Here is a 26483-nt window from a genome sequence, read left to right as displayed (position 1 = left end):
ACGCTTGTCCGGCCTACAGTCACAGGCCGCGCCATCCGGCACGCCTTATTTTTTATTTGGAATCTGACTGGTATTCATACTCGTAATAGCCATAATCCTGGTAGCCCGTCGCCCGGCGGAAAATGGAGTTGAGAATGACGCCTTTGACCTGAATGCCATTCTGGTCAAAACGGCTCAGACTGGTTTCCACTTCTTTCAAGGTGTTGACGGCATAACGCGCCACCATCAGCGTCGTCCCAACGTGACGACCCACAATCGCGGCGTCCGTCACGGCCAGAATCGGCGGCGTGTCGATTAATACCAGGTCGTAGCGGCTGCTTGCCCAGGCGATCAGCTCGCCGAAGCGCTCGCTCATCAGCAATTCCGATGGATTAGGCGGTACCTGACCGCGCGGAATAAGATCAAAATTAGCGATCGCCGTGGGTTTCGCGCAGGAGGCTATCTCGCCTTTGCCCGCCAGAATGTCAGATAAGCCGTCCACGTTATTGGTGCCGAGCAGTTCATGGGTGTAGCCCTTGCGCATATCGCAGTCGATCAGTAATACCCGTTTATGCGTCTGGCTGATGACGGCCGCCAGGTTGGCGCAAACAAAGGTTTTACCGATAGAGGAGCTGACGCCTGTGAGCATGAGTACATTATTTTGCGCCTGCATCATGGCGAAATGGAGGCTGGTGCGCAGGCTGCGAATCGCCTCAATCGCCAGATCGGTCGGATTGCCCACCGCCAGCAGTTGGCTCTGCTTGTAACGCTTAATCCCTTTAATGGTTTTGACGCTATCGCGCGCTTTTTGCCATTCCGACAGCGGAATACTGGCATAGACGCTGATCCCGTGCTCCTCCAGCGCCTGCGGGCTTTCGATACCGCGATTAAACAGCGAGCGCAGCAGCACGCCGACAATCGATAACATTAATCCCAGAATAATGCTGCCGAGAATAATCAACGCCTTTTTCGGCTTTAGCACGCCCGGCTGGGTAATCGCCGGGTCAACGATGCGCACGTTGCCAACGGTGCTGGCTTCGGTGATTTTCAGCTCCTGCTGTTTATTAAGCAGTTGCATATAAACCTGCTGGCCGGACTCCACATCGCGGGTCAAACGCACAATCTCCTGCTGGGTTTTCGGCATCGCCGTCACCCGCCCGTTCAGTTTGGCTTTTTTATCTTCCAGCCCTTTACGTTTTTCCAGCAGGGTGCGGTAAGCCGGATGCGCTTTGGTAAAGAGCTTGGAAATTTCCGCTTCTTTAAACGTCAACTCATTCAACTGGGCGTCGATATTAACCATCGAATCGAGCACCGCCTTCGCCTCCAGCGGTAAATCCACCGAGTCTTTATCCTGGCGGAAAGCGTTTAGCTTGTTTTCCGCCACATCCAGACGGCTGCGGACTTCCGGCAGTTGTTTTGCCAGAAACGCCAGGCTCTTCCCCGCCTCTTCAGATTTCCACGCAATATCCTGTTGCAGATAGTTACGGGTAATACTGTTGAGAATGTCGCGGATCTGGTCGCGATCCTCTCCCGTGAACGTCAGGTTCAGAACGCCGGTATCTTTGCCGGTTTCCGTTACGGTGAGGTTATTTTGCAGGTTATTAATCATGCCAAGCGTTGAGAATTTACTCACCGTAAATTCCGTATCAGGACGGGCGTCAATCGCCTCTACCCGCATCGTCACGCCGTCTTTATTGAGTGGCTGGCCCACAACGCCCTGCGCGCTAAATCCGCCGTCGCTGACCAACTGATAACGTTTGTCGCCCAGCACTTTGAGGGTGAAGATCTGTCCGCTCATCGTCTCTGGTCGGGTGAATGTCGTGACTTTCACCATTTCATTGTGACGTCCCATCAGCCGCTCCCACCCGGCGCCGAACAGCGGAAAGGTGTTTTTGGTGACGGCAATATCCAGATCCAGATCGTCAACGGTCTTCCCCAGCACCAGGCGCGATCGAATGAGCTGAATTTCCGCATCGGAAGCCGGCGGCTTATTCGCTAATGCGCTGTTGATATCCTGTACCAGCGAATTACCGGCGTTTTGTTCAATCTGCACCAGCGCATCGGCGCTATAGATGGGCGTGGCGAAGAACGTATAAATTACCGCGCACAGCGCAAATATGGCCGTCGTCCCCAACACCCACCAACGCGCTTCAATCACCGTTCCGACCAGACGCCCGATATCGATTTCATCGCTACCCGTAACCGCCGCAGATTGTTTTACTTTTTCTGTCATGGTTTTCCCTGCTCTGCATTCAGTGCCTGCGCCCACTGGCGGGCAGACCTTTCCAGTAATGTGTACACCGCCTCAAACGCATCGCGGCTTTTGCGATACGGGTCTGGTATTTCACGCTCGCTGTCCCAGTGACCAAACAGCATTACCTTGCTGCGCATTTCCGGCGCAATGTCGCACAGGGCGGCGATGTGGCGTTTCTCCATCGTCAGAATCAGGTCATATTCCCGGCACAGGCGCGCGGAAATTTGCCTTGCGCAGTGATTTTCCAAAGACAGATCGTGGGCGCTCGCCACGCTCGCCGCCGCAGGATCGGCTCCTTTGCCGACCAGCGCGCCTAATCCGGCAGACGCAACCGTCAGCGAAGGATGAAAGCGCTTTAGCAAACGTTCCGCCGTCGGGGAACGGCAAACATTCCCCACACAGACCACTAAGATTTTGTTAAACATAACGATTACCAGGAATGAATGTCGCTGGCCGTATCCGTCATATAACGGACACCGCTAATGGTCGGCAGCAACTGATTGATCAGACGGTTCCAGCGAGCAACCGGCGCGGTCGTGACGTACACCACATCGTAAGGCTGAAGTCGGAATTCCGTCGCCATCACCAATGACGTGGCGTCAGACATATCAAGCTGGTAGATATTGGCGATCTTGCCGCCGCGTCCCCCCTCGCCTTTCAACGGACGAATCACAAAAATGCCGCTGGCGTTGGAGGTGGTCAGATCGATGCCTTCCGCATTGCCTAATGCTTCGGTGAGCGTCATGCTGCTGAAATCCATTTTGAGGGTGCTCTGTTTTTTCACTTCGCCCATGACAAAGACTTTCAGATCGTCATTGCGCGGCACATACAGAATGTCGCCAGGGTAGAGCAAGCGGTTCTGACTAAGATCGCCATTTTGCATCAGCGCCTGTAGCGAAATGCGCTGTTCTTTGCCGTTGTGCGTCAACACGACGTTGCGCCAGTCCGCCATATCGGTCAGGCCGCCCGCAGCGTTAATCGCATCCAGGACGGTTAGCGGGACGTTAGTAATGGCCTGCTGACCGGATTTATTCACCTGGCCGGAGATATACGCTTTTTGCGAGCGGAAAGCGGCGATATTGACATCCACCTGCGGGTCTGCGATGTACTTCGCTAAACGCCCGGTAATATCGCTGCGAATCTCTGACAAAGTTTTACCGACGACGCTAACCTTGCCAATATAGGGATAAAACATGGTGCCGTCCGGCTGAGCCCAGTTGCCGGTATCGCTTGAGCTACGGTACTGGCCTGCTGGCGTGGTCAATTCCGGGTGATCCCAGACGGTGACATTCAGCACATCGCCAGGCCCGACGCGATACTGATAGCTGGCGATCTCCTGGTCCAGCGACATATTCGGTTGCGCGACATTGGGCCGCGGGCGTAATTGCTCAACCAGCCGTGGCGTCAGCGGATACACATTGACCATCCGGTCGAGATCAAAGTCAGCGTCTTGCTGTTTGATCACATCTTTCCCCATCGTAGACATATTGCTGCCCGGGAGTACTGTGCAACCACTTATCAAGCTGAGCGACGCCAATAATGGCATCAATTTCATTTTGGATTTCATCATTGATTATTTATCACTTTGGCAGAGTCATTATCCTGTGCAATTTAAATAGCGGCTTCGTCCGTGCACATTTACCTTGCAGTTAATGGCAGAGAAAATTAACTGGCATCATTCTGAAAAAAATCAATTCATCCGCAGGCTATTGACAGAATAATAAAGTCTTATATTCAGGCTTTCAGGCACGCTACCGCCCCTAGCTTCTTAGCTACCAATACACTGATTATTCTAAATTTTCGCATTCCCCTCCAATTTCATCCTCGTTCAGATAAAAATCTTCAGCGAAATAAAGGTTACGTATTAATAGTTTTCTCGATGTCGTGACAGGATATTTAAGCGCGCTATCTTAATCCTGCAAGAATTGTTGCAGCTAACCTAATGACAAGCAAGGTAACAAACCCGCCATTCTATATTTTTAAGATTAATATTAAATGAATTAACAGATGATTTTAGGATTTTATTGATGTTGACAATATTTATTTACTCCACTCCACCTGCGATATTTCCTAAATATATTCTTGACATTATTTAGTTTCCGACAGAAACATTACGGCTATTTTAAAGTTATTTTATAGCCCCGTAACAAAGATAAATTGCTCTGCGGCATTGCATTTTTCCGCCGTATTATCCATGATCGAATTGTGACAATTGTCATATTACAGAAGGTATTGCTCTTACTATGGAATGGATTGCCGATCCGTCAATCTGGGCCGGACTGGTAACGTTAATCGTTATCGAACTTGTTCTCGGCATTGATAACCTGGTCTTTATTGCCATCCTCGCTGAAAAACTACCGCCGGGGCAGCGCGACCGCGCGCGCATTACCGGCCTGATACTGGCGATGATCATGCGCCTGCTGCTGCTGGCGTCAATCTCGTGGCTGGTCACCTTGACTAAGCCGCTCTTTAGCGTACAGGCGTTAAGCTTTAGCGCCCGCGATCTGATTATGCTGTTCGGCGGCTTCTTCCTGCTCTTTAAAGCCACCATGGAGCTCAACGAACGGCTGGAAGGGAAAGATAGCGCCAACCCTACCCAGCGTAAGGGGGCGAAATTCTGGGCGGTGGTCGCGCAAATAGTGGTGCTGGACGCTATCTTTTCTCTCGACTCCGTGATTACCGCCGTGGGGATGGTCGATCACCTAGCGGTCATGATGGCGGCCGTGATAATCGCCATTAGCCTGATGCTGCTCGCCAGCAAGTCCCTGACCCGATTTGTGAACAACCATCCCACCATTGTCATTTTGTGCCTTAGCTTCCTGCTAATGATCGGCTTTAGCCTGGTGGCGGAAGGGTTTGGTTTCCACATTCCGAAAGGGTATCTGTACGCGGCTATCGGCTTCTCGGTGATGATCGAGGCGCTCAACCAACTGGCTATTTTTAACCGCCGCCGTTTTCTTTCCGCTAACCATACGCTGCGCCAGCGCACAACGGAGGCCGTGATGCGGCTGATTAGCGGTAAAAAAGAGGATGCCGAACTGGATGCGGAAACCGCCGCGATGCTGGCAGACCATGACGACAGCCAGATTTTTAATCCGCAGGAGCGCAGGATGATTGAGCGGGTGCTGAATCTCAACCAGCGCACCGTAAGTAGCATCATGACGTCGCGTCACGATATCGAGCATATCGATCTCAACGCGCCGGAAGCGGAAATCCGCGCTCTGCTGGAAAAGAACCAGCATACGCGTCTGGTCGTGACGGGTGAAAATGAACAGGAAGATTTACTCGGCGTCGTCCACGTCATCGATCTGTTGCAACAATCGCTGCGCGGCGAACCGCTCAACCTGCGGGCGCTGATTCGCCAACCGCTGGTTTTCCCGGAAACATTGCCGCTGCTGCCTGCGCTGGAGCAGTTCCGTAACGCCAGAACCCATTTTGCCTTTGTCGTAGATGAGTTTGGCTCGGTTGAAGGCATTGTGACATTAAGCGATGTCATGGAGACTATCGCCGGTAATCTGCCGAATGAAGTCGAGGAAATTGACGCCCGCCACGATATTCAGAAGAACCCGGACAGTTCCTGGACAGCAAACGGCCATATGCCGCTGGAGGATTTGGTGCAGTACGTGCCGCTACCGCTGGATGAAAAACGGGAATACCATACGATTGCCGGATTATTGATGGAATATTTGCAACGCATACCGCAAACCGGTGAAGAGGTTCAGGTGGGCGATTATTTGCTGAAAACATTGCAGGTAGAAAGCCATCGAGTGCAGAAAGTGCAGTTAATTCCGCTGCATAACGGCGAGCCAGACCAGGAGATGTAACGTCTGTTCGCCTGCCCCGGCCTGCTTACCAGGCAGGCCGGAGGCGCGTTAGCCTCGCCATCCGGCTCTGCCCTTTGGCCAAAAACTACAGCTTATTCAGCAGCTTCTTCACATCTTTACCGTTGCGGGTATCTTTATTGCGATCCGCCCAGTCATTGAGCCGACGCTTCGCCTCATCCTGTAAATGCTTACGCAATAACTGCTCCACTTGCAGGGTATAGTTCAGCTCCTGCCACTTGCCATAGACGCGCAACGGCACCGGCGTCTCTTTCAGGAAGGTGATCAGGTTGCTATCGCCGTTCCAGCCGCCCAGCACACGCAGATTAAATTGTGTATCACAGCTCTGCTTAACCAGATCCAGCGTTCCGCTGCCGGTTAACGCCAGCATAGAAGATTGCCCGACCATGTCGTCGAGCGTCAGCGTGCCCTTATTTAGCGTCAGATCGGTCGTGAAGCGATCCAGTCGGGTCGCGTTGTCCATATTTTCCTGCGACTGCTGCGCGTCGCCGCCGCTTCGCTCTACGGCCTGCTGCACCAGTTGCTGGAAATTCATTCCTTCAAGGCGCGTATTGCTCATGTCAACATGCGCTTTTCCTTTCCAACTATGGCGAAATGCCTCTGCGTCAATATCCGCCCCGGAGAAATCGCCAACCAGCGACATCTTACCGGTCAGGCTAATCGGATAATTGAAGGCTTTCAGGATAGTCCCAATCTCAACATGGTTGAGGCGAGGGTGGAATTCGATGCGCGGACTGGCGGTGCGGGCGTCCAGCGTGCCGGGCAGCGACATCTCTCCGTCGGCCAGTTTCCCCTGCAACTCAGTAATATCCAGCAATCCGGTCTGATTAGACATCTTCGTCGAAACCTGGGTAAAGTCCATTCCCCGCCAGCGAACTGAATCCGCCTGTAAAGCAATCTCCGCCGTAAAGCTTTGCAGCCCCTGATAAGGCGGCGCACCAACACGCGACGCGATAACTGGCCTGGTCAGGGGGAGCGTATTTTGCCCCTGCGACACCGCGCCGCCTGTCTGAGCCACGGCGCTATGATGCGGCAACAGGTTGTCCAGATTAAGCTTGCTGGACCGGAGGTCAATTTGCCATTCCGGCTGCTCCGCCAGCGTTACCTGAACATGCCCGGTCAGAGAACTGTCATTCGCCGTTAAATTTAAGTGGTTAAATGAAAGACGTTTTTGCGCCTCCTGCCACTGCGCCTGCAATTGTCCCTGCCCCTCAATCCCCTGCGCCGGTAGATCCGCGCCCTGCAATTGCCAGCGCAGTTGCTCAATACCCGCGGTTAAATTATGCGGATAATCGGAAGCATCCACCGTTCCGCTGAACGATAAAGCAAGATCCCGCTGATCGCGGTTCACGCGTCCCGAAAAATCAAACGTGCCGCGATGCTCGGCATCTTGTTCCATATTCAGACGAATATCGCGCACCGTGACCTGATCATCATTTTCATGCTGGAAAACCAGCACGCTGCCGGCAACGCGCAGGCTACGAATATCAAACGACCAGCCGCGATCTTCCGCTACGTCCGGCAAGGTATTATCTTTCGGCGCGACCGGCGCATCATCACTGCGTACCGCTTCCGTTTGCGGCGTCAGTTGAATCACCCCGCCTTTCAGCATCACCTGCTTAACATGAAGCTGATGACTCAACAGCGGCCATAAAGCGACATCCAGGCGCATATTGTCAGCCCGCACCAGCGGTTCGCTGGCGCCTCGCGCCGTTAGCGTCATTCGCCCGGAAAGGATACTGAGTTGCGGCCATACGTGCCAGCGCAGCGGCCCGTCCAGTTGCAACTGATATTCACTACGCGCGGCAACCTGCTGCACCATATAGGCGCGGAAATCATTCGGATTGACCAACAATACCAACGCAGAGAATCCGGCCACCAGCACGACCAAGAGAATCATCAGCGTCGTCAGAAATCGTCTCATGCTACCCTCAATGGACCGGCAGTATTGCGCCGAATGGCTCAGTCTTTATCAATCCGGCTGGCAACAGCGCCCTGCTGATCGCGATATTTGGCATCCTGACGGCGGTTATAAGGCCGCGCCGCCGGGCCGGACAGCGGCTCAAAGCTCAGCGCGCCGATGAGCATACCCGGACGCAACGCCAGCGGCAGCTTCCCGGAGTTGTAAAACTCAAGCACAATGCAGCCCGACCAGCCGGGATCGATACGGTGCGCCGTCACATGCACCATCAGTCCCAGACGCGCCAGCGAGGAACGACCATCCAGCCAGCCCACTAAATCCGGTGGCAGGGTAACGGATTCAAAGGTGACGGCCAGCGCCAATTCGCCTGGATGCAGATAAAATGCCTCGCCGTCCGGCAAAACGATTTCATCGCTCATCACGCGATCCAACGCCGCGCTGACCTCATCTTTCGGCCCGCTCAGATCGATAAACGCCGCCGTATGGCCACGGAAGGTTCGAAATTTATTGCCAAGACGTACATCGACCGTCGCGCCGTTAATGCGCTCTACGGGAGGTCGCGGGGTGATAGACAAACGGCCTTCATCCAGCCAGGCTTCAATATCTCGGTCGCATAAACGCATGGCACTTTCTCCTTTCGCGCATCAAGCCCTTAAATCAAGCACATCAAGGGCTAACCAGGTTATCACTGAACGGTACACAATTCGCCAGATTTATTCAAAGAACTGGCTGATTTTCGCTTTCAGAATATCAATAGCGATGCGGTTTTTACCGCCGCGCGGCACGATAATATCCGCATATTGTTTGGAAGGCTCAATAAATTGCAGGAACATCGGACGCACCGTTTTCTGATATTGCGCCATCACCGAATCCATTGAGCGACCACGCTCGTTCACATCGCGTTTGATACGGCGCATCAAACAGATATCCAGCGGCGTATCGACAAAAATAGAGAAGTTCATCTCTTCACGCAAACGCGCGTCGGTCAGTAACAGAATACCTTCAAGAATAATCACTTTCTTCGGTTCTACGCGAACCGTTTCCTGCATACGGGTATGCTCAACATAACTGTATACCGGTAATTCAATCGCCGAACCGCGCTTGAGCGCCTGAAGATGCTGAAATAGCAGGCTGTGATCCATCGCATTCGGATGGTCATAGTTAGTTTTTACGCGTTCTTCCATCGACAGATGGCTTTGATCTTTGTAATAACTGTCTTCGGGAATAACGCCAATATGTTCGTCACCCACTTGTTCACGCAATTCGCGGTAAAGGGTACTGGCAATAAGACTCTTGCCGGAAGCCGATGCGCCAGCGATACCGATAATGACGCACTGATGAGACTGATCAGTCATAAATTTAGCGACCTGATTAACCTGGATGTAAAGAAGGGGGGCGCCGAAACGCCAAACGCGGCAATTATAGGGATTTCAGCAGCGCGATACCAGTCCGGCGCTATGCCACGGTGAATTTGTTGGCGGCGCATTCGACGTCGCGACGTAAAAGCGTTCAGTTTTAATGCGGACAGCGGATTTATCGACCCGTCTGGAGGAGGAATACGCCGGGAGCCACAATTTATATTCAGTCAGCGTATAAATCATTACGCGTTTATACTAGCATAATCACAGAGTAAACTGACGCGTCCGGTATTCCGCGACGTTACCGGCGATTCGGATAGAGTGGTAATGAGTAAACCATCCCAACATGTTTTCGTTACCGTCCCCCACCCGCTATTGCGTCTGGTCAGTTTAGGCCTGGTCGCGTTTGTCTTTACGCTCTTTTCGCTCGTATTATCGCGTGTCGGCACCCAACTCGCGCCGCTGTGGTTCCCCACCTCCATTATGATGGTCGCGTTTTACCGCCATGCGGGCCGTCTGTGGCCTGGGATCGCGGTCGCCTGCTCGCTCGGCAGCATCGGCGCCTCACTGACTTTATTTCCTGCCGCCTCGCTTAACTTTAGCTGGACGGCAATAAATATTATCGAGGCGGCCACTGGCGCGATACTGCTACGAAAACTGCTCCCCAGCTACAACCCCTTACAAAATTTGAATGACTGGTTTCGTCTGGCTATCGGCAGCGCCGTGATTCCGCCGCTACTCGGCGGCCTGTTATTTTGGCTGATAGCGCCGGAAGCGGTCGCCTCGAAAGCGTTTCTGATTTGGGTATTATCGGAAGCCATCGGCGCGCTGACGCTGGTGCCGTTAGGTTTACTGTTTAAACCACACTATCTGTTGCGTCATCGCGACCCGCATCTGTTGCTGGAAACGCTATTGACGCTGGTCATTACGCTGGCGCTAAGCTGGCTCGCTATGCGCTATATTCCGTGGCCGTTTACGTGCGTTATCGTCCTGTTGATGTGGAGTGCGGTGCGCCTGCCGCGAATGGAGGCGTTTTTAATTTTTTTAGCTACCGTTATCGTGGTCTCGCTCATGCTGGCCAATGACCCCACGCTGCTCGCCACGCCGAAAACCGACGTGATGGTCAATATGCCGTGGCTGCCTTTTTTAATGATCCTGCTGCCTGCCAATATGATGACGATGGTGATGTACGCGTTTCGCACGGAGCGCAAACATATCACCGAGAGCGAATCCCGCTTTCGCAACGCGATGGAGTATTCCGCCATTGGTATGGCGCTGGTCGGTACGGAGGGTCAGTGGCTACAGGTCAATAAATCTCTGAGCCATTTTCTTGGCTATAGCCAGGATGAATTACGCACGATGACATTTCAGCAATTGACCTGGCCGGAAGACCTGAATAACGACCTTGAACAGCTAAACATGCTGGTGCGCGGCGACATCAACAGCTATTCCATGGAAAAACGCTACTACACCCGCAACGGCGATGTCGTCTGGGCGCTGCTGGCCGTCTCGCTGGTTCGTCATAAAGACAATCAACCTCTCTATTTTATTGCTCAGATTGAAGATATTAACGATCTCAAGCAAAGCGAGCAGGAAAACCAGCGGTTGATGGAGCGTATTACACAGGCGAACGAGGCGCTGTTTCAGGAAAAAGAACGGTTGCACATCACGCTTGACTCTATCGGAGAAGCGGTGGTGTGTATTGATGTCGCGATGAATATCACCTTTATGAATCCGATCGCCGAGAAGATGAGCGGCTGGCGGCAAGAGGATGCTTTAGGCGCGCCATTATTAACGGTTCTGCGCATTACGTCAGGTAATAAGGGGCCGCTGCTGGAGGATATTTATCGCGCCAACAGGTCGCGATCGGACATGGAACAGGAGATAGTGCTCCATTGTCATAACGGCGGTAGCTACGATATTCATTACAGTATCACGCCGCTCAGTACGCTTGACGGCGATAAGATTGGTTCGGTTCTGGTTATCCAGGACGTTACCGAATCACGAAAAATGTTACGCCAGCTCAGCTACAGCGCAACGCATGACGCCCTCACCCAACTTGCCAACCGCGCCAGTTTTGAAAAACAGCTGCAACAGCGCCTGCAAACAATACAGGAATCGCCTCAACATCATGCGCTGGTGTTTATCGATCTGGACCGTTTTAAAGCGGTTAACGACAGCGCGGGACATGCCGCCGGCGATGCCTTATTGCGCGAGCTCGCGTCACTGATGCTCAGTATGCTTCGCTCCGGCGATCTCCTGGCCCGCCTGGGTGGCGATGAGTTTGGCCTGTTGCTACCGGATTGTAATAGTGACAGCGCGCGCTTTATCGCGACGCGGCTTATCAACGCCGTTAATGAATATCACTTTATGTGGGAAGGACGCCTGCATCGGATCGGCGCCAGCGCCGGGATCACAATGATAAATGAACATAACTGCCAGCTCACAGAGGTCGTGTCTCAGGCCGATATTGCCTGCTACGCCGCGAAAAATAGCGGTCGAGGCCGTCTGACCGTGTACGAACCGCAGCACGCATTAACCTCCTCAAAGGGAATGATGCCGCTGGAAGAACAGTGGCATATGATTAAAAATAACCTCCTGCTAATGCTTGCCAGAAACGTCGCGCCGCCGCGTACGCCGGAGGCCACCAGCTTTTGGCTGGTCTCACTCAGGCTGTGGACCAGCGAAGGGGAAGTGATGGAAGAGCGCGCGTTCCGGGCAGGGTTAGCCGACTCCGCGCTGCATCACGCGCTTGACCGACGGGTATTCCATGAGTTTTTCCGCCATGCGGCGACCGCCGTCGCCAGCAAGGGATTAAGCGTTGCGCTGCCGCTGTCCGCCGCGGGATTATACAGCGCGACCCTTATTGATGAGCTGCTGGAACAACTGGAGCATAGCCCACTGCCGCCACGGTTATTACACCTGATTATCCCGGCTGACGTTATCGTTAAGCAGGCGCAGACCGCCGCTGCGACTCTGCGAAAACTGCGGCAACGCGGCTGCCAGGTGATTCTCAGCCATGTCGGGCGCGATTTACAGCTGTTTAATTTACTGCCCCCGCATATCGTCGATTATTTACTGCTGGATAGCGACCTTATCGCCAACGTTCATGAAAGTTTAATGGATGAAATGCTGACCTCGATCATCCAGGGACACGCCCAGCATCTGGACATCAAAACGCTCGCCGGGCCGGTACAAAACCCACAGGTGCTGGATACGCTCTCCCGTATTGGCGTGGATCTGATTTATGGCGACACTATCGCCGAAGCGCAACCGCTGGATTTGTTACTGAATACCAGCTATTTCGCTATCCATTGACGGTTGCCAGCCGTGGGTATACCAGATATGCAGTAGCGCGTAGGAACGCCACGGTTTCCAGCGCTCCGCGTAGCGACGGATCTGCGCGGCCGTCATCCCGGCGAAGCGCTGCTTAATTAAGTAATCATCGGGCAAAAAGATATCTTTTGCCTGCCAACCGCGCAGGGCGAAATAGTTCGCCGTCCAGCGGCCAATTCCCGGAAATGTTTGTAAATTTTTAACGCTCTGCTCAATATCCGGCGGCGCGGAGAGCGCCAGTTTTCCCGCCAGCGTCGCCTGCGCCAGATGAATCAGCGCTTCGGCGCGCCGCAGCGGCATCCCCAGAGCTTTAAGCGCCAGCGGATCGGCCAACGCCAGCGTTTCCGGACCGGGAAAACAGACATAATCGGGCGCATCCGGCAACGCCTCGCCATAGCGGCGCGCCACTTTCGCCGTCAACCTTGCCGCCATCGCGACACTCACCAGTTGCCCCAGTATCGCCCGCACGCCCTGTTCAAACGTATCAACCGATCCCGGTAAACGCAGCCCCGGTCTGTCCTCGCCCAGTGGCCCCAGCACGGCGGCAACCTGCTCGGGCTGGCAGTCAAGATCAAACAGACGCGAAACTTTCGCCAGACACGCCGGCGCGACGGGAAGTAATCCGGCGCTCACGCTAACCTGCACAGTGTGGGTGGGCAGATGGGGCCTCACGCTGACCAGTCCGCGATGCTCGCCCACCACCAGGCTGCGCGCATAAAAGCCCTCGCCTACTGTTTCCACGCCGTCCACCGCACGCGCGGCAAGAAAGCCCAACATCCACGACCAGTCGTAAGGCGGCTGCCAGCTCAGGGTAAACATACTTTTCTCCTTTATTTGACCTTTCAGCATAAACGCTAATCGCACGTAACGCCTTGCTTTCATATTCCAGTTGTCGCCGCGACGACATTTCGCTAAAGTCACGCCCCTTCTTCACTGGCATGGGGATTTTAAGGTGTTTATAGGATTTGATTACGGTACGGCAAACTGCTCGGTCGCCATTATGCGCGACGGGCATCCACAGTTGCTGACAATGGAGAATAACAGCGCATTACTGCCGTCTATGCTGTGTGCGCCGACGCGCGAAGCGGTGAGCGAGTGGCTGTATCGCCATCATGATGTGCCGGCAACGGACGAAGAAACCCAGGCGCTGCTACGCCGCGCTATACGCTACAACCGCGAGGAAGATATTGAGGTTGGCGCGCAAAGCGTACAGTTTGGTCTGGCGTCGCTGGCGCACTATATTGACGATCCCCAGGAAGTCTGGTTCGTCAAATCGCCGAAATCCTTTTTAGGCGCCAGCGGCCTGAAACCGCAGCAGGTCGCGCTGTTTGAAGATTTGGTCTGCGCCATGATGGTACATATTCTTCATACGGCGCACAGCCAATTGCCGGAGGCCATTACTCAGGCGGTGATCGGTCGCCCGATCAACTTTCAGGGACTCGGCGGCGATGACGCGAACCGCCAGGCGCAGGGTATTCTGGAGCGGGCAGCAAAACGCGCCGGTTTTCAGGAGGTGGTATTCCAGTATGAACCGGTCGCAGCGGGCCTGGACTACGAGGCTACGCTGCGGGAAGAGAAGCGTGTGCTGGTCGTGGATATTGGCGGCGGTACCACCGACTGTTCCATGCTGCTGATGGGGCCGCAGTGGCGTCAGCGCGCCGATCGTGAAAACAGCCTGTTGGGGCACAGCGGTTGCCGCGTGGGCGGAAACGATCTGGATATCGCGCTGGCCTTTAAAAATCTGATGCCTTTGCTGGGCATGGGCGGCGAAACCGAAAAAGGTATCGCCCTGCCGGTGCTGCCGTGGTGGAACGCCGTCGCGATTAACGACGTCCCGGCGCAAAGCGATTTTTACAGTAGCGCGAATGGTCGTCTGTTGAACGATTTGGTTCGCAACGCGCGTGAAGCAGACAAGGTCGCGTTGCTGCTCAAGGTCTGGCGTCAGCGGCTTAGCTACCGCCTGGTACGCTGCGCGGAAGAGAGCAAAATCGCCCTTTCCGGCCAGGCGGATGTTACGGCGAGGCTGCCATTTATCAGCGACGACCTGGCGGTCGCTATCAGCCAGCAAGGACTGGAAGCGGCGCTGGATCAACCGCTGGCGCGTATTCTGGAACAGGTGCAACTGGCGCTGGACAGCGCGCAGGAAAAACCGGATGTCATCTATCTGACCGGCGGCAGCGCCCGTTCGCCATTGATTAAAAAAGCGCTTTCCGAACAGCTACCGGGCATACCCGTCGCTGGCGGCGATGATTTCGGCTCCGTCACCGCAGGACTGGCGCGCTGGGCGGAGGTCGTTTTCCGCTAAGCGCCTCGCAAGCCCAGCGCTGATGGATTGACATTATTCTTGATGTGGCTTAACGTCAGGAGTGAGGGTAAGGGAGGATTCCTCCTCCCCCTGGTGTCTTAGTAAGCTGGTAGGCTAATCACTAAGAGTATCACCATTATGATGACTACCTTCATCATAACCCTTTCCTTATTTTGGCCCCTTCCTCGGGAGGGGCTTTCCCGTTTCAGCATCCTGCTGAAATCGGTGGCTTATCTTCATTGCCGTGCCGGCACTTTACCGCACTCCGGCGCGTTAACGATTTTCACCGATGAGAGTTGCGTAGCGCCTCGCAAAGCGGGTCGCCATTCAGAATAATCCCGACCGTGTTCCATAATTCCTCCATTTTTCTCCCTTCCCTGCTGACTACAATAGAGGAAGCAACATTCCGCAAAACGTTTCAGGATGAGAAACTTATACCGATGAAAGGCAGTAATACTTTCCGCTGGGCAATAGCGATTGGGGTTGTAGTGGCCGCCGCCGCATTCTGGTTCTGGCATAGCCGTAGCGAAAGCCCGACCGCCGCGCCGGGCGTCGCCGCGCAAGCGCAGCATACCGCCGCCGCAGGTCGCCGCGGTATGCGCGACGGCCCTCTGGCGCCGGTACAGGCCGCGACCGCGACCACACAGGCTGTACCGCGCTATCTGAGCGGGCTGGGTACCGTGACCGCAGCGAATACCGTTACGGTGCGTAGCCGCGTGGATGGTCAACTCATCGCCCTGCACTTTCAGGAAGGTCAGCAGGTTAACGCAGGCGATCTGCTGGCGCAAATCGATCCCAGCCAGTTTAAGGTCGCCCTGGCGCAGGCTCAGGGACAGTTAGCGAAAGATAACGCTACGTTGGCGAATGCGCGTCGTGATCTGGCGCGCTATCAGCAACTGGCCAAAACCAATCTGGTTTCCCGTCAGGAACTGGATGCGCAACAGGCGCTGGTCAACGAAACCCAGGGAACCATTAAAGCGGATGAAGCCAATGTCGCCAGCGCGCAGCTACAGCTCGACTGGAGTCGTATCACAGCCCCGGTCTCGGGACGCGTGGGTCTGAAACAGGTGGATGTCGGCAACCAGATTTCCAGCAGCGATACCGCAGGTATTGTCGTCATTACGCAAACGCACCCGATTGATCTCATTTTTACTCTGCCGGAAAGCGATATCGCGACCGTGGTTCAGGCACAGAAAGCGGGGAAAACGCTGGTCGTAGAAGCCTGGGATCGAACTAACTCGCACAAATTGAGCGAAGGCGTGTTGCTCAGTCTGGACAACCAGATTGATCCCACGACGGGAACGATCAAAATTAAAGCGCGCTTTACCAATCAGGACGATACGCTGTTCCCCAATCAATTTGTGAACGCCCGGATGCTGGTCGATACCGAACAAAATGCCGTTGTGGTGCCTGCCGCGGCGGTGCAAATGGGCAATGAGGGCCACTTTGTGTGGGTGCTGAACGACGAAAATAACGTCAGCAAGAAGCGGGTAAAAATCGGTATTCAGGATAACCGAAACGTGGTGATCAGCGCAGGATTGTCGGCAGGCGATCGCGTCGTTACCGATGGTATTGATCGGCTGACGGAAGGCGCAAAAGTCGAGGTCGTTGAGCCGCAAACCACCATGGCGGATGAAAAATCCCCTTCCCGCCATGAAGGTCAAAAAGGAGCGCGCGCCTGATGCAGGTATTACCTCCGGGCAGCACGGGCGGCCCTTCGCGTCTGTTTATTCTGCGCCCCGTGGCCACCACTCTGCTGATGGCGGCGATTTTACTCGCCGGGATTATCGGCTATCGCTTCCTGCCCGTCGCCGCTTTGCCGGAGGTCGACTACCCCACTATTCAGGTGGTTACGCTCTACCCTGGCGCCAGCCCGGATGTCATGACCTCCTCCGTCACCGCGCCGCTTGAGCGCCAGTTCGGCCAGATGTCAGGACTTAAGCAGATGTCGTCGCAAAGCTCCGGCGGCGCATCGGTGGTGACGCTACAGTTTCAGTTGACGCTGCCGCTGGACGTTGCCGAGCAGGAAGTACAGGCGGCGATTAACGCAGCCACCAATTTATTGCCTTCCGACCTGCCGAATCCGCCGATTTATAGCAAAGTCAATCCGGCGGACCCGCCGATTATGACGCTTGCCGTCACCTCAAACGCGATGCCGATGACCCAGGTAGAGGACATGGTAGAAACCCGCGTGGCGCAGAAGATCTCACAGGTCTCCGGCGTCGGGCTGGTGACGCTTGCCGGCGGGCAGCGCCCTGCGGTACGCGTAAAACTGAATGCTCAGGCTATCGCCGCGCTCGGTCTGACCAGCGAAACAGTCCGTACCGCAATTACCGGCGCCAACGTCAACTCGGCGAAAGGCAGTCTGGATGGCCCCGAACGGGCGGTGACGCTTTCTGCTAACGATCAGATGCAGTCTGCCGACGAATACCGCAAGCTTATCATCGCGTATCAAAACGGCGCGCCGGTACGGCTGGGCGATGTCGCCACCGTCGAACAGGGGGCGGAAAATAGCTGGCTCGGCGCATGGGCGAATCAAGCTCCGGCTATCGTGATGAACGTTCAACGCCAGCCCGGCGCCAATATCATTGCGACAGCGGACAGCATTCGCCAGATGCTGCCCCAGCTTACCGAAAGCCTGCCGAAATCGGTGAAGGTCACGGTCCTGTCCGATCGCACCACCAATATTCGCGCTTCCGTGCGCGATACCCAGTTTGAACTGATGCTGGCGATCGCGCTGGTCGTCATGATTATCTATCTGTTTTTACGTAATATTCCCGCCACAATTATTCCCGGCGTCGCCGTACCGCTGTCGCTTATCGGCACCTTTGCAGTGATGGTGTTTTTGGATTTTTCCATTAATAACCTGACGCTGATGGCGCTCACTATCGCCACGGGTTTCGTGGTGGACGATGCGATTGTGGTGATCGAGAACATCTCGCGCTACATCGAAAAAGGAGAAAAACCGCTGGCGGCGGCGCTCAAAGGCGCGGGCGAAATCGGCTTTACCATTATTTCCCTCACCTTTTCCCTGATTGCGGTACTGATCCCGTTGCTCTTTATGGGCGATATTGTTGGTCGACTGTTCCGCGAATTTGCGGTGACGTTGGCGGTAGCGATTTTAATCTCCGCCGTCGTCTCTTTGACGCTTACGCCCATGATGTGCGCGCGTATGCTCAGCCGGCAGTCTCTGCGTAAACAAAACCGCTTTTCCCGCGCCTGCGAGCGGATGTTTGACCGCGTGATCGCCAGCTACGGACGCGGATTAGCGAAAGTGCTCAACCATCCATGGCTTACATTGAGCGTGGCATTCGCCACGCTCCTGCTCAGCGTTATGCTGTGGATAACCATCCCGAAAGGGTTCTTTCCGGTACAGGATAACGGCATTATCCAGGGGACGCTGCAGGCGCCACAATCATCATCGTATGCCAGTATGGCGCAACGTCAGCGCCAGGTGGCGGAGCGGATATTACAGGACCCGGCGGTGCAAAGCCTGACGACTTTTGTTGGCGTAGACGGCGCTAATCCCACGCTGAATAGCGCGCGCCTGCAAATTAACCTCAAGCCGCTGGATGCGCGTGATGACCGCGTGCAGCAGGTGATCTCCCGGCTGCAAACCGCCGTGGCGACGATTCCCGGCGTGGCGCTGTATCTCCAGCCGACGCAGGATTTAACCATCGACACGCAGGTCAGCCGCACGCAGTATCAGTTTACCCTGCAGGCCACGACGCTCGATGCGCTCAGCCACTGGGTGCCAAAACTGCAGAACGCGCTACAGTCGTTACCACAGCTCTCTGAGGTAAGCAGCGACTGGCAAGATCGGGGATTAGCGGCCTGGGTGAATGTCGACCGCGACAGCGCCAGCCGTCTGGGTATCAGCATGGCGGATGTGGATAACGCGCTCTACAACGCGTTCGGACAACGCCTGATTTCAACGATTTATACCCAGGCGAACCAGTACCGCGTCGTGCTGGAACATAATACCGCCAGCACGCCGGGTCTGGCGGCGCTGGAGACGATTCGCCTGACGAGCCGCGACGGCGGCACCGTACCGCTCAGCGCGATTGCCCGCATTGAGCAGCGCTTCGCCCCGCTCTCCATCAATCATTTAGATCAGTTCCCGGTTACGACATTTTCGTTTAACGTGCCGGAGGGCTATTCGCTCGGCGATGCGGTGCAGGCGATTCTCGATACGGAAAAAACGCTCGCCCTGCCAGCGGATATTACAACGCAGTTTCAGGGCAGTACGCTCGCCTTCCAGGCGGCGCTGGGCAGCACCGTCTGGCTTATTGTCGCCGCCGTGGTGGCGATGTATATCGTGCTTGGCGTGCTGTATGAGAGTTTTATCCATCCGATTACGATTCTCTCAACGCTGCCTACGGCGGGCGTCGGCGCGCTGCTGGCGCTGATCATCGCTGGTAGCGAGCTCGATATTATCGCCATTATCGGCATTATTTTACTGATCGGTATCGTGAAGAAAAACGCCATCATGATGATTGACTTCGCCCTCGCCGCCGAACGCGAACAGGGGATGAGTCCGCGCGACGCTATCTTCCAGGCCTGTCTGCTGCGTTTTCGACCGATTCTGATGACCACGCTGGCGGCGTTGCTCGGGGCATTGCCATTAATGTTGAGTACCGGCGTTGGCGCGGAATTACGTCGCCCGTTGGGGATCGCGATGGTGGGCGGCTTACTGGTCAGCCAGGTATTAACTCTGTTTACCACTCCGGTGATTTATCTCCTGTTTGACCGCCTGTCGCTGTACGTGAAAAGTCGCTTTCCGCGCCATAAAGAGGAGGCGTAGATGCGCTTTTTCGCCCTTTTCATCTACCGCCCGGTCGCCACCATTTTGATTGCCGCCGCCATTACGCTGTGCGGCATTCTGGGCTTTCGTCTGCTGCCGGTCGCCCCGCTGCCGCAGGTCGATTTCCCAGTGATTATGGTTAGCGCCTCGCTGCCGGGCGCCTCGCCGGAAACCATGGCTTCGTCGGTGGCGACGCCGTTGGAACGTTCTTTGGGACGCATTGCAGGCGTCAATGAAATGACTTCCAGCAGCTCGCTCGGCAGTACGCGCATTATTCTCGAATTTAATTTCGATCGCGATATTAACGGCGCGGCGCGCGACGTGCAGGCCGCCATTAACGCCGCGCAAAGCTTGTTGCCAGGCGGAATGCCCAGCCGCCCGACTTATCGCAAGGCCAACCCGTCCGACGCGCCGATTATGATTTTAACGCTCACCTCAGAGAGCTGGTCACAGGGCAAACTGTATGATTTCGCCTCTACCCAACTGGCGCAAACCATCGCGCAAATTGACGGCGTTGGCGACGTTGACGTCGGCGGCAGCTCCCTGCCCGCAGTACGTGTAGGCTTAAACCCGCAGGCGCTCTTTAACCAGGGCGTCTCGCTGGATGAGGTCCGCGAAGCGATCGACAGCGCCAACGTACGCCGACCGCAAGGCGCAATTGAAGATAGCGTCCACCGCTGGCAAATCCAGACCAACGACGAACTGAAAACCGCCGCCGAATATCAGCCGCTGATTATTCACTATAACAACGGCGCGGCGGTACGCCTGGGTGACGTCGCCAGCGTCACCGACTCGGTGCAGGATGTCCGTAACGCCGGGATGACGAACGCTAAACCCGCTATTTTGTTGATGATCCGCAAGCTGCCGGAGGCCAACATTATTCAGACGGTCGACGGCATCCGGGCAAAACTGCCGGAACTGCGGGCAATGATCCCCGCCGCTATCGATTTACAAATCGCCCAGGATCGTTCGCCGACGATTCGCGCATCGCTGCAAGAGGTAGAAGAGACGCTGGCTATCTCTGTCGCGCTGGTGATCCTGGTGGTGTTTTTATTCCTGCGTTCCGGGCGCGCCACGCTAATCCCCGCCGTCGCCGTTCCCGTTTCGCTCATCGGCACCTTCGCCGCCATGTATCTGTGCGGCTTCAGCCTCAACAATCTGTCGCTGATGGCGCTGACTATCGCGACCGGATTTGTCGTTGATGATGCCATTGTGGTGCTGGAAAATATCGCCCGCCATCTGGAGGCGAGAATGAAACCTTTGCAGGCGGCATTACAGGGTACGCGGGAAGTCGGGTTTACGGTCATCTCCATGAGTCTGTCGCTGGTGGCGGTATTTCTGCCGCTGCTGTTAATGGGCGGCCTGCCAGGACGATTATTACGGGAATTCGCCGTTACCCTCTCGGTGGCGATTGGCATTTCGCTGGTGGTCTCGCTCACACTGACGCCGATGATGTGCGGCTGGATGCTTAAATCAAGCAAACCGCGCACCCAACCGCGTAAACGGGGCGTTGGCCGTTTGCTGGTCGCCTTGCAACAGGGTTACGGCACGTCGTTAAAATGGGTGCTTAACCATACGCGTCTTGTCGGTGTGGTTTTTCTTGGCACCGTTGCGCTGAACATCTGGCTTTATATCGCCATCCCTAAAACATTCTTTCCGGAGCAGGACACCGGCGTGTTGATGGGCGGTATTCAGGCTGACCAGAGCATCTCTTTCCAAGCCATGCGCGGCAAGCTGCAGGATTTTATGAAAATTATTCGCGACGATCCGGCGGTGAATAATGTCACTGGTTTTACCGGCGGATCGAGGGTGAATAGCGGCATGATGTTTATTACGCTGAAGCCGCGCGGCGAACGCAAAGAGACGGCGCAGCAAGTCATTGACCGACTGCGGGTCAAACTGGCAAAAGAACCCGGCGCCAAGCTGTTTCTGATGGCGGTACAGGATATTCGCGTCGGCGGGCGGCAGGCTAACGCCAGTTACCAATATACGTTGCTGTCTGACTCCCTGCCGGCGCTGCGCGAGTGGGAGCCGAAAATACGCAAAGCGCTCTCGGCCCTGCCGCAACTGGCGGACGTAAACTCCGACCAGCAGGATAACGGCGCGGAGATGAACCTTATCTACGACCGCGACACCATGTCACGGCTGGGCATTGATGTTCAGGCCGCAAACAGCCTGTTAAATAACGCTTTCGGCCAGCGGCAAATTTCCACCATTTATCAGCCGATGAACCAGTATAAAGTGGTGATGGAAGTCGATCCGCGCTATAGCCAGGATATCAGCGCGCTGGAGAAAATGTTCGTTATCAACCGCGACGGAAAAGCGATTCCTCTCTCTTATTTCGCCCAATGGCGGCCCGCCAATGCGCCGCTGTCGGTAAACCATCAGGGACTTTCCGCAGCGTCCACGATTGCCTTTAACTTGCCGACCGGCACATCGTTATCGCAGGCGACGGAGGCCATTGATCGCACCATGACGCAGCTTGGCGTCCCCTCGACGGTACGCGGCAGTTTTTCCGGAACGGCGCAAGTCTTCCAGCAGACCATGAATTCACAGCTTATTTTGATAGTGGCGGCGATCGCTACCGTCTACATTGTGCTGGGGATACTGTACGAAAGCTACGTCCATCCGCTGACCATTCTCTCTACTCTGCCATCGGCGGGCGTTGGGGCGCTTCTGGCGCTGGAACTCTTCAATGCCCCTTTCAGCCTAATCGCCCTGATAGGGATCATGCTATTAATTGGCATTGTGAAGAAAAACGCCATTATGATGGTCGATTTTGCGCTTGAAGCGCAACGAAGCGGCGGCCTGACACCGGAACAAGCCATTTTCCAGGCCTGCTTGTTACGCTTCCGTCCAATAATGATGACCACGCTGGCGGCGCTGTTCGGCGCACTGCCATTGGTGTTATCTGGCGGAGACGGTTCGGAATTACGGCAGCCGCTGGGGATAACCATTGTCGGCGGTTTGGTCATGAGCCAGCTCCTGACGCTCTATACCACGCCGGTGGTGTACCTCTTTTTCGACCGTCTGCGGCTGCGTTTTTCGCGTAAAAATAGCAAACCGGTAGTAGAGATATGACAGAATTTCCTGACAACACCCGCTGGCAACTCTGGATTGTGGCATTCGGCTTTTTTATGCAGTCGCTGGATACCACCATCGTCAACACTGCGCTGCCTTCCATGGCGAAAAGCCTGGGGGAAAGCCCGCTGCATATGCACATGGTAGTGGTGTCATATGTTCTCACCGTCGCCGTGATGCTCCCCGCCAGCGGCTGGCTGGCAGACAAAATCGGCGTGCGTAATATTTTCTTTGCCGCCATCGTGCTGTTCACGCTGGGTTCGCTGTTTTGCGCCCTCTCCGGTACGCTTAATCAACTGGTATTAGCGCGAGTTTTACAAGGCGTAGGCGGCGCGATGATGGTGCCGGTCGGACGCCTGACGGTCATGAAAATCGTGCCGCGTGCGCAATATATGGCGGCGATGACCTTCGTCGCCCTACCGGGACAGATCGGGCCGTTACTCGGCCCCGCGCTGGGCGGGGTGCTGGTGGAATATGCTTCATGGCACTGGATCTTTCTGATCAATATCCCGGTGGGAATTGTCGGCGCTATGGCGACCTTTATGCTGATGCCAAACTACACCATAGAGACCCGGCGCTTTGATCTGCCGGGGTTCCTGCTGTTAGCTATCGGCATGGCGGTACTCACGCTGGCGCTGGACGGTAGTAAAAGCATGGGGATTTCGCCCTGGACATTAGCCGGACTTGCTGCGGGTGGCGCGGCAGCCATTCTGCTCTATCTCTTCCATGCCAAAAAAAACTCAGGTGCGTTATTCAGCCTGCGATTGTTCCGCACGCCCACGTTTTCACTGGGGTTGCTGGGCAGTTTTGCCGGGCGTATCGGCAGCGGTATGCTGCCGTTTATGACGCCGGTCTTTTTACAAATTGGTCTTGGTTTTTCACCGTTTCATGCCGGTTTGATGATGATCCCCATGGTGCTGGGCAGCATGGGAATGAAGCGGATTGTGGTGCAGATAGTTAACCGTTTTGGCTATCGTCGGGTTCTGGTAGCGACCACGCTCGGACTGGCATTGGTTAGCCTGTTGTTTATGTCGGTCGCGCTGCTCGGCTGGTATTATCTCCTGCCGCTGGTACTGCTTTTGCAGGGAATGGTGAACTCGGCGCGCTTTTCTTCCATGAATACCTTAACGCTAAAAGACCTTCCCGATACGCTGGCCAGCAGCGGCAATAGCTTATTATCGATGATTATGCAGCTCTCGATGAGTATTGGCGTCACTATTGCCGGAATGCTGCTGGGTATGTTTGGCCAACAGCATATCGGGATAGACAGTAGCGCCACACATCACGTCTTTATGTACACCTGGTTATGTATGGCGGTTATTATCGCGCTACCGGCGATAATTTTTGCCCGCGTGCCGAACGATACACAGCAAAACATGGTCATTTCACGGCGTAAAAGGAGCCTGTAATGAAAGTCTGGCGGCCCGGAATCACCGGCAAGCTGTTTCTGGCGATTTTCGCCACCTGCATCGTGCTGCTGATCAGTATGCATTGGGCCGTGCGCGTCAGTTTTGAACGCGGATTTATTGACTATATCAAACACGGCAACGAGCAGCGGCTACAAATGCTGGGCGATGCGCTGGGCGACCAGTACCAGCAACACGGCAACTGGCGTTTTTTACGTAACAATGATCGCTTCGTTTTCCAGATTCTGCGTTCATTTGAGCATGACAACGACCGGGATAAACCCGGCCCCGGTATGCCGCCGCACGGTTGGCGCACCCAGTTCTGGGTCGTCGATCAAAATGGCCGGGTGCTGGTCGGCCCACGCGGTCCGGTGCCGCATGACGGTACTCGCCGCCCCATTCTGGTTAATGGCGTCGAAGTAGGCGCGATTATCGCCTCTCCTGTCGAGCGGCTGACGCGCAATACGGATATTAATTTTGATATGCAGCAGCGGCGTGCCAGTTGGATGATCGTGGCGTTATCAACCTTGCTGGCCGCGCTGGCGACGTTTTTGCTGGCGCGTGGCCTGCTCGCCCCGGTCAAACGGTTGGTCGAGGGTACGCACAGGCTGGCGGCGGGGGATTTTACCACGCGCGTGACCCCAACCAGCGCCGATGAGCTGGGAAAACTGGCGCAAGACTTTAACCAGCTTGCCAGCACGCTGGAAAAAAATCAGCAGATGCGCCGCGACTTTATGGCGGATATTTCCCACGAACTGCGCACGCCGCTGGCGGTATTGCGCGGCGAACTGGAAGCCATTCAGGATGGCGTTCGCCAGTTCACGCCAGAATCGGTTACCTCGCTACAGGCGGAAGTCGGTACGCTTACCAAACTGGTTGACGACCTGCATCAGCTGTCGTTGTCTGACGAGGGCGCGCTGGCTTACCAAAAAACGACCGTCGATCTTGTTCCCCAGTTGGAAGTCGCTGGCGGCGCGTTTAGAGAACGCTTTACCAGCCGGGGGCTAACGCTACATTACGCGTTGCCGGATAGTATGACCGTCTTCGGCGACCCGGATCGCCTGATGCAACTGTTTAATAATCTACTGGAAAACAGTCTGCGCTACACCGACAGCGGCGGCGGCCTGCATATTTCCGCCGAACAACGCGACAAATCATTATTCCTGACCTTTGCCGATTCTGCACCGGGCGTCAGCGATGAGCAGTTACAAAAGCTTTTTGACCGTTTTTACCGCACGGAAGTGTCCCGTAACCGCGCCAGCGGCGGTTCTGGACTGGGGCTGGCGATATGCGTCAATATTGTACACGCGCATAACGGTCATCTTCACGCCGCTCATTCGCCTTTTGGCGGGGTTAGCATTACAGTAGAGTTACCGCTGGATCGCGATTTACAGAGAGAAGTATGACTGAATTACCCATTGATGAAAACACGCCGCGCATTTTGATTGTTGAAGATGAACCCAAGCTGGGACAGCTGCTTATTGACTACTTACGCGCGGCGAGTTACGCCCCCACGCTCATCAATCATGGCGACAAGGTACTGCCGTATGTGCGTCAAACGCCGCCGGATCTGATCCTGCTGGATCTGATGCTGCCGGGTATCGATGGTCTGACGCTATGCCGGGAGATTCGCCGTTTTTCCGACATCCCCATTGTGATGGTCACGGCCAAAATTGAAGAGATCGACCGGCTGCTTGGGCTGGAAATCGGCGCCGATGATTATATCTGTAAGCCTTACAGCCCACGCGAAGTCGTGGCCCGCGTGAAAACCATTTTGCGCCGCTGTAAACCGCAGCGCGAACTCCAGCAGCAGGATGCCGAAAGCCCGTTAATGATTGATGAAAGCCGCTTTCAGGCCTCCTGGTGTGGTAAAGCGCTGGATTTAACCCCCGCTGAATTCCGTCTGCTAAAAACCTTATCGCTTGAACCGGGTAAAGTTTTTTCCCGCGAGCAGTTGTTAAACCACCTCTACGACGACTACCGTGTGGTGACCGATCGTACTATCGACAGCCACATTAAAAACCTGCGCCGTAAACTGGAATCGCTGGATGCCGAACAGTCATTTATACGCGCGGTCTACGGGGTGGGATATCGCTGGGAAGCGGATGCGTGTCGCCTGGTATAATGATTATTGGCATAACAATAACAAGGTCGTAAGACGATATTTTCCGCCAACGCTATTCTGGCGGAATTAACA

Annotated in this window: 16 protein-coding genes; 9 read left to right on the top strand and 7 right to left on the bottom strand. The window is 55.2% G+C overall.

Annotated elements, in window-relative coordinates; translation table 11 throughout:
* Window positions 1-52 precede the first annotated feature (52 nt).
* From wzc to AAYN39_RS21420, 3 genes are read right to left on the bottom strand one after another with little or no spacing between them, the layout of a single operon-like run.
* On the bottom strand, window positions 53-2212 hold the full coding sequence (gene wzc / locus AAYN39_RS21430; RefSeq protein WP_000137223.1) for a tyrosine-protein kinase Wzc: 2160 nt from the start codon (window positions 2210-2212) through the stop codon (window positions 53-55).
* On the bottom strand, window positions 2209-2658 hold the full coding sequence (wzb, locus tag AAYN39_RS21425; RefSeq protein WP_000482225.1) for a low molecular weight protein-tyrosine-phosphatase Wzb: 450 nt from the start codon (window positions 2656-2658) through the stop codon (window positions 2209-2211). The genes wzc and wzb overlap by 4 nt, the downstream gene beginning before the upstream one ends.
* 5 nt (window positions 2659-2663) lie before the next feature.
* Entirely contained in the window at window positions 2664-3803 is a 1140-nt protein-coding gene (locus AAYN39_RS21420) for a polysaccharide export protein (RefSeq protein ID WP_000978074.1), read from the bottom strand.
* Window positions 3804-4476: 673 nt separating this feature from the next.
* Between AAYN39_RS21420 and AAYN39_RS21415 the strand changes: the two genes are divergently transcribed.
* A complete protein-coding gene (locus AAYN39_RS21415; protein ID WP_000454718.1) occupies window positions 4477-6057 on the top strand; it encodes a TerC family protein in 1581 nt (526 codons plus the stop codon).
* An 85-nt stretch (window positions 6058-6142) separates the two neighbouring features.
* Here AAYN39_RS21415 and asmA read toward each other — a convergent pair whose 3' ends face one another.
* The 3 genes from asmA to udk all read right to left on the bottom strand — a co-directional run bounded on the left by asmA (window position 6143) and on the right by udk (window position 9351).
* Window positions 6143-7999 carry an outer membrane assembly protein AsmA gene (gene asmA / locus AAYN39_RS21410; RefSeq protein ID WP_001252274.1) on the bottom strand — a complete coding sequence of 619 codons (1857 nt, stop codon included), beginning with the start codon at window positions 7997-7999 and terminating at the stop codon, window positions 6143-6145.
* Between the two features lie 38 nt (window positions 8000-8037).
* A complete protein-coding gene (dcd, locus tag AAYN39_RS21405; protein WP_001234783.1) occupies window positions 8038-8619 on the bottom strand; it encodes a dCTP deaminase in 582 nt (193 codons plus the stop codon).
* Window positions 8620-8709: 90 nt separating this feature from the next.
* Entirely contained in the window at window positions 8710-9351 is a 642-nt protein-coding gene (gene udk, locus AAYN39_RS21400) for a uridine kinase (RefSeq protein WP_000132082.1), read from the bottom strand.
* 330 nt (window positions 9352-9681) lie between these two features.
* Between udk and AAYN39_RS21395 the strand changes: the two genes are divergently transcribed.
* Window positions 9682-12672: an MASE1 domain-containing protein gene (locus AAYN39_RS21395; RefSeq protein WP_000042960.1), complete on the top strand. Its 2991-nt coding sequence runs from the start codon at window positions 9682-9684 to the stop codon at window positions 12670-12672.
* On the opposite strand, the gene alkA is transcribed toward AAYN39_RS21395, so the two are convergent.
* The gene (alkA, locus tag AAYN39_RS21390; RefSeq protein WP_000494722.1) at window positions 12640-13509 is read right to left on the bottom strand and encodes a DNA-3-methyladenine glycosylase 2; all 870 of its coding nucleotides are present in this window, start codon (window positions 13507-13509) and stop codon (window positions 12640-12642) included. The genes AAYN39_RS21395 and alkA overlap by 33 nt on opposite strands.
* A gap of 133 nt (window positions 13510-13642) precedes the next feature.
* On the opposite strand from alkA, the gene yegD reads away from it, so the two are divergent.
* From yegD to baeR, 7 genes are all read left to right on the top strand, one after another.
* A complete protein-coding gene (yegD, locus tag AAYN39_RS21385) occupies window positions 13643-14995 on the top strand; it encodes a molecular chaperone (RefSeq protein WP_000469615.1) in 1353 nt (450 codons plus the stop codon).
* Between the two features lie 440 nt (window positions 14996-15435).
* A complete protein-coding gene (gene mdtA / locus AAYN39_RS21380) occupies window positions 15436-16677 on the top strand; it encodes a multidrug efflux RND transporter subunit MdtA (RefSeq protein ID WP_000678826.1) in 1242 nt (413 codons plus the stop codon).
* Complete coding sequence (mdtB, locus tag AAYN39_RS21375; protein ID WP_001197813.1) at window positions 16677-19799, top strand: multidrug efflux RND transporter permease subunit MdtB; 3123 nt, start codon at window positions 16677-16679, stop codon at window positions 19797-19799. The genes mdtA and mdtB overlap by 1 nt, the downstream gene beginning before the upstream one ends.
* Window positions 19800-22880, top strand: a complete 3081-nt coding sequence (mdtC, locus tag AAYN39_RS21370) for a multidrug efflux RND transporter permease subunit MdtC (RefSeq protein ID WP_001210089.1) — start codon at window positions 19800-19802, stop codon at window positions 22878-22880.
* Window positions 22877-24289 (top strand): MFS transporter, encoded by a 1413-nt coding sequence (locus AAYN39_RS21365; RefSeq protein ID WP_000134351.1) that lies wholly within the window; start codon window positions 22877-22879, stop codon window positions 24287-24289. The genes mdtC and AAYN39_RS21365 overlap by 4 nt, the downstream gene beginning before the upstream one ends.
* Window positions 24289-25692: a two-component system sensor histidine kinase BaeS gene (gene baeS, locus AAYN39_RS21360; protein ID WP_000870082.1), complete on the top strand. Its 1404-nt coding sequence runs from the start codon at window positions 24289-24291 to the stop codon at window positions 25690-25692. Before AAYN39_RS21365 ends, baeS begins: the two co-directional genes overlap by 1 nt.
* A complete protein-coding gene (gene baeR / locus AAYN39_RS21355; RefSeq protein ID WP_000137847.1) occupies window positions 25689-26411 on the top strand; it encodes a two-component system response regulator BaeR in 723 nt (240 codons plus the stop codon). Before baeS ends, baeR begins: the two co-directional genes overlap by 4 nt.
* Window positions 26412-26483: the final 72 nt, after the last annotated feature.

The sequence above is a fragment of the Salmonella sp. K21076 genome (assembly GCF_039650795.1).
Classification (GTDB): Bacteria; Pseudomonadota; Gammaproteobacteria; order Enterobacterales; family Enterobacteriaceae; genus Salmonella; species Salmonella enterica.
This window is presented reverse-complemented; position numbering and strand designations above follow the sequence as displayed.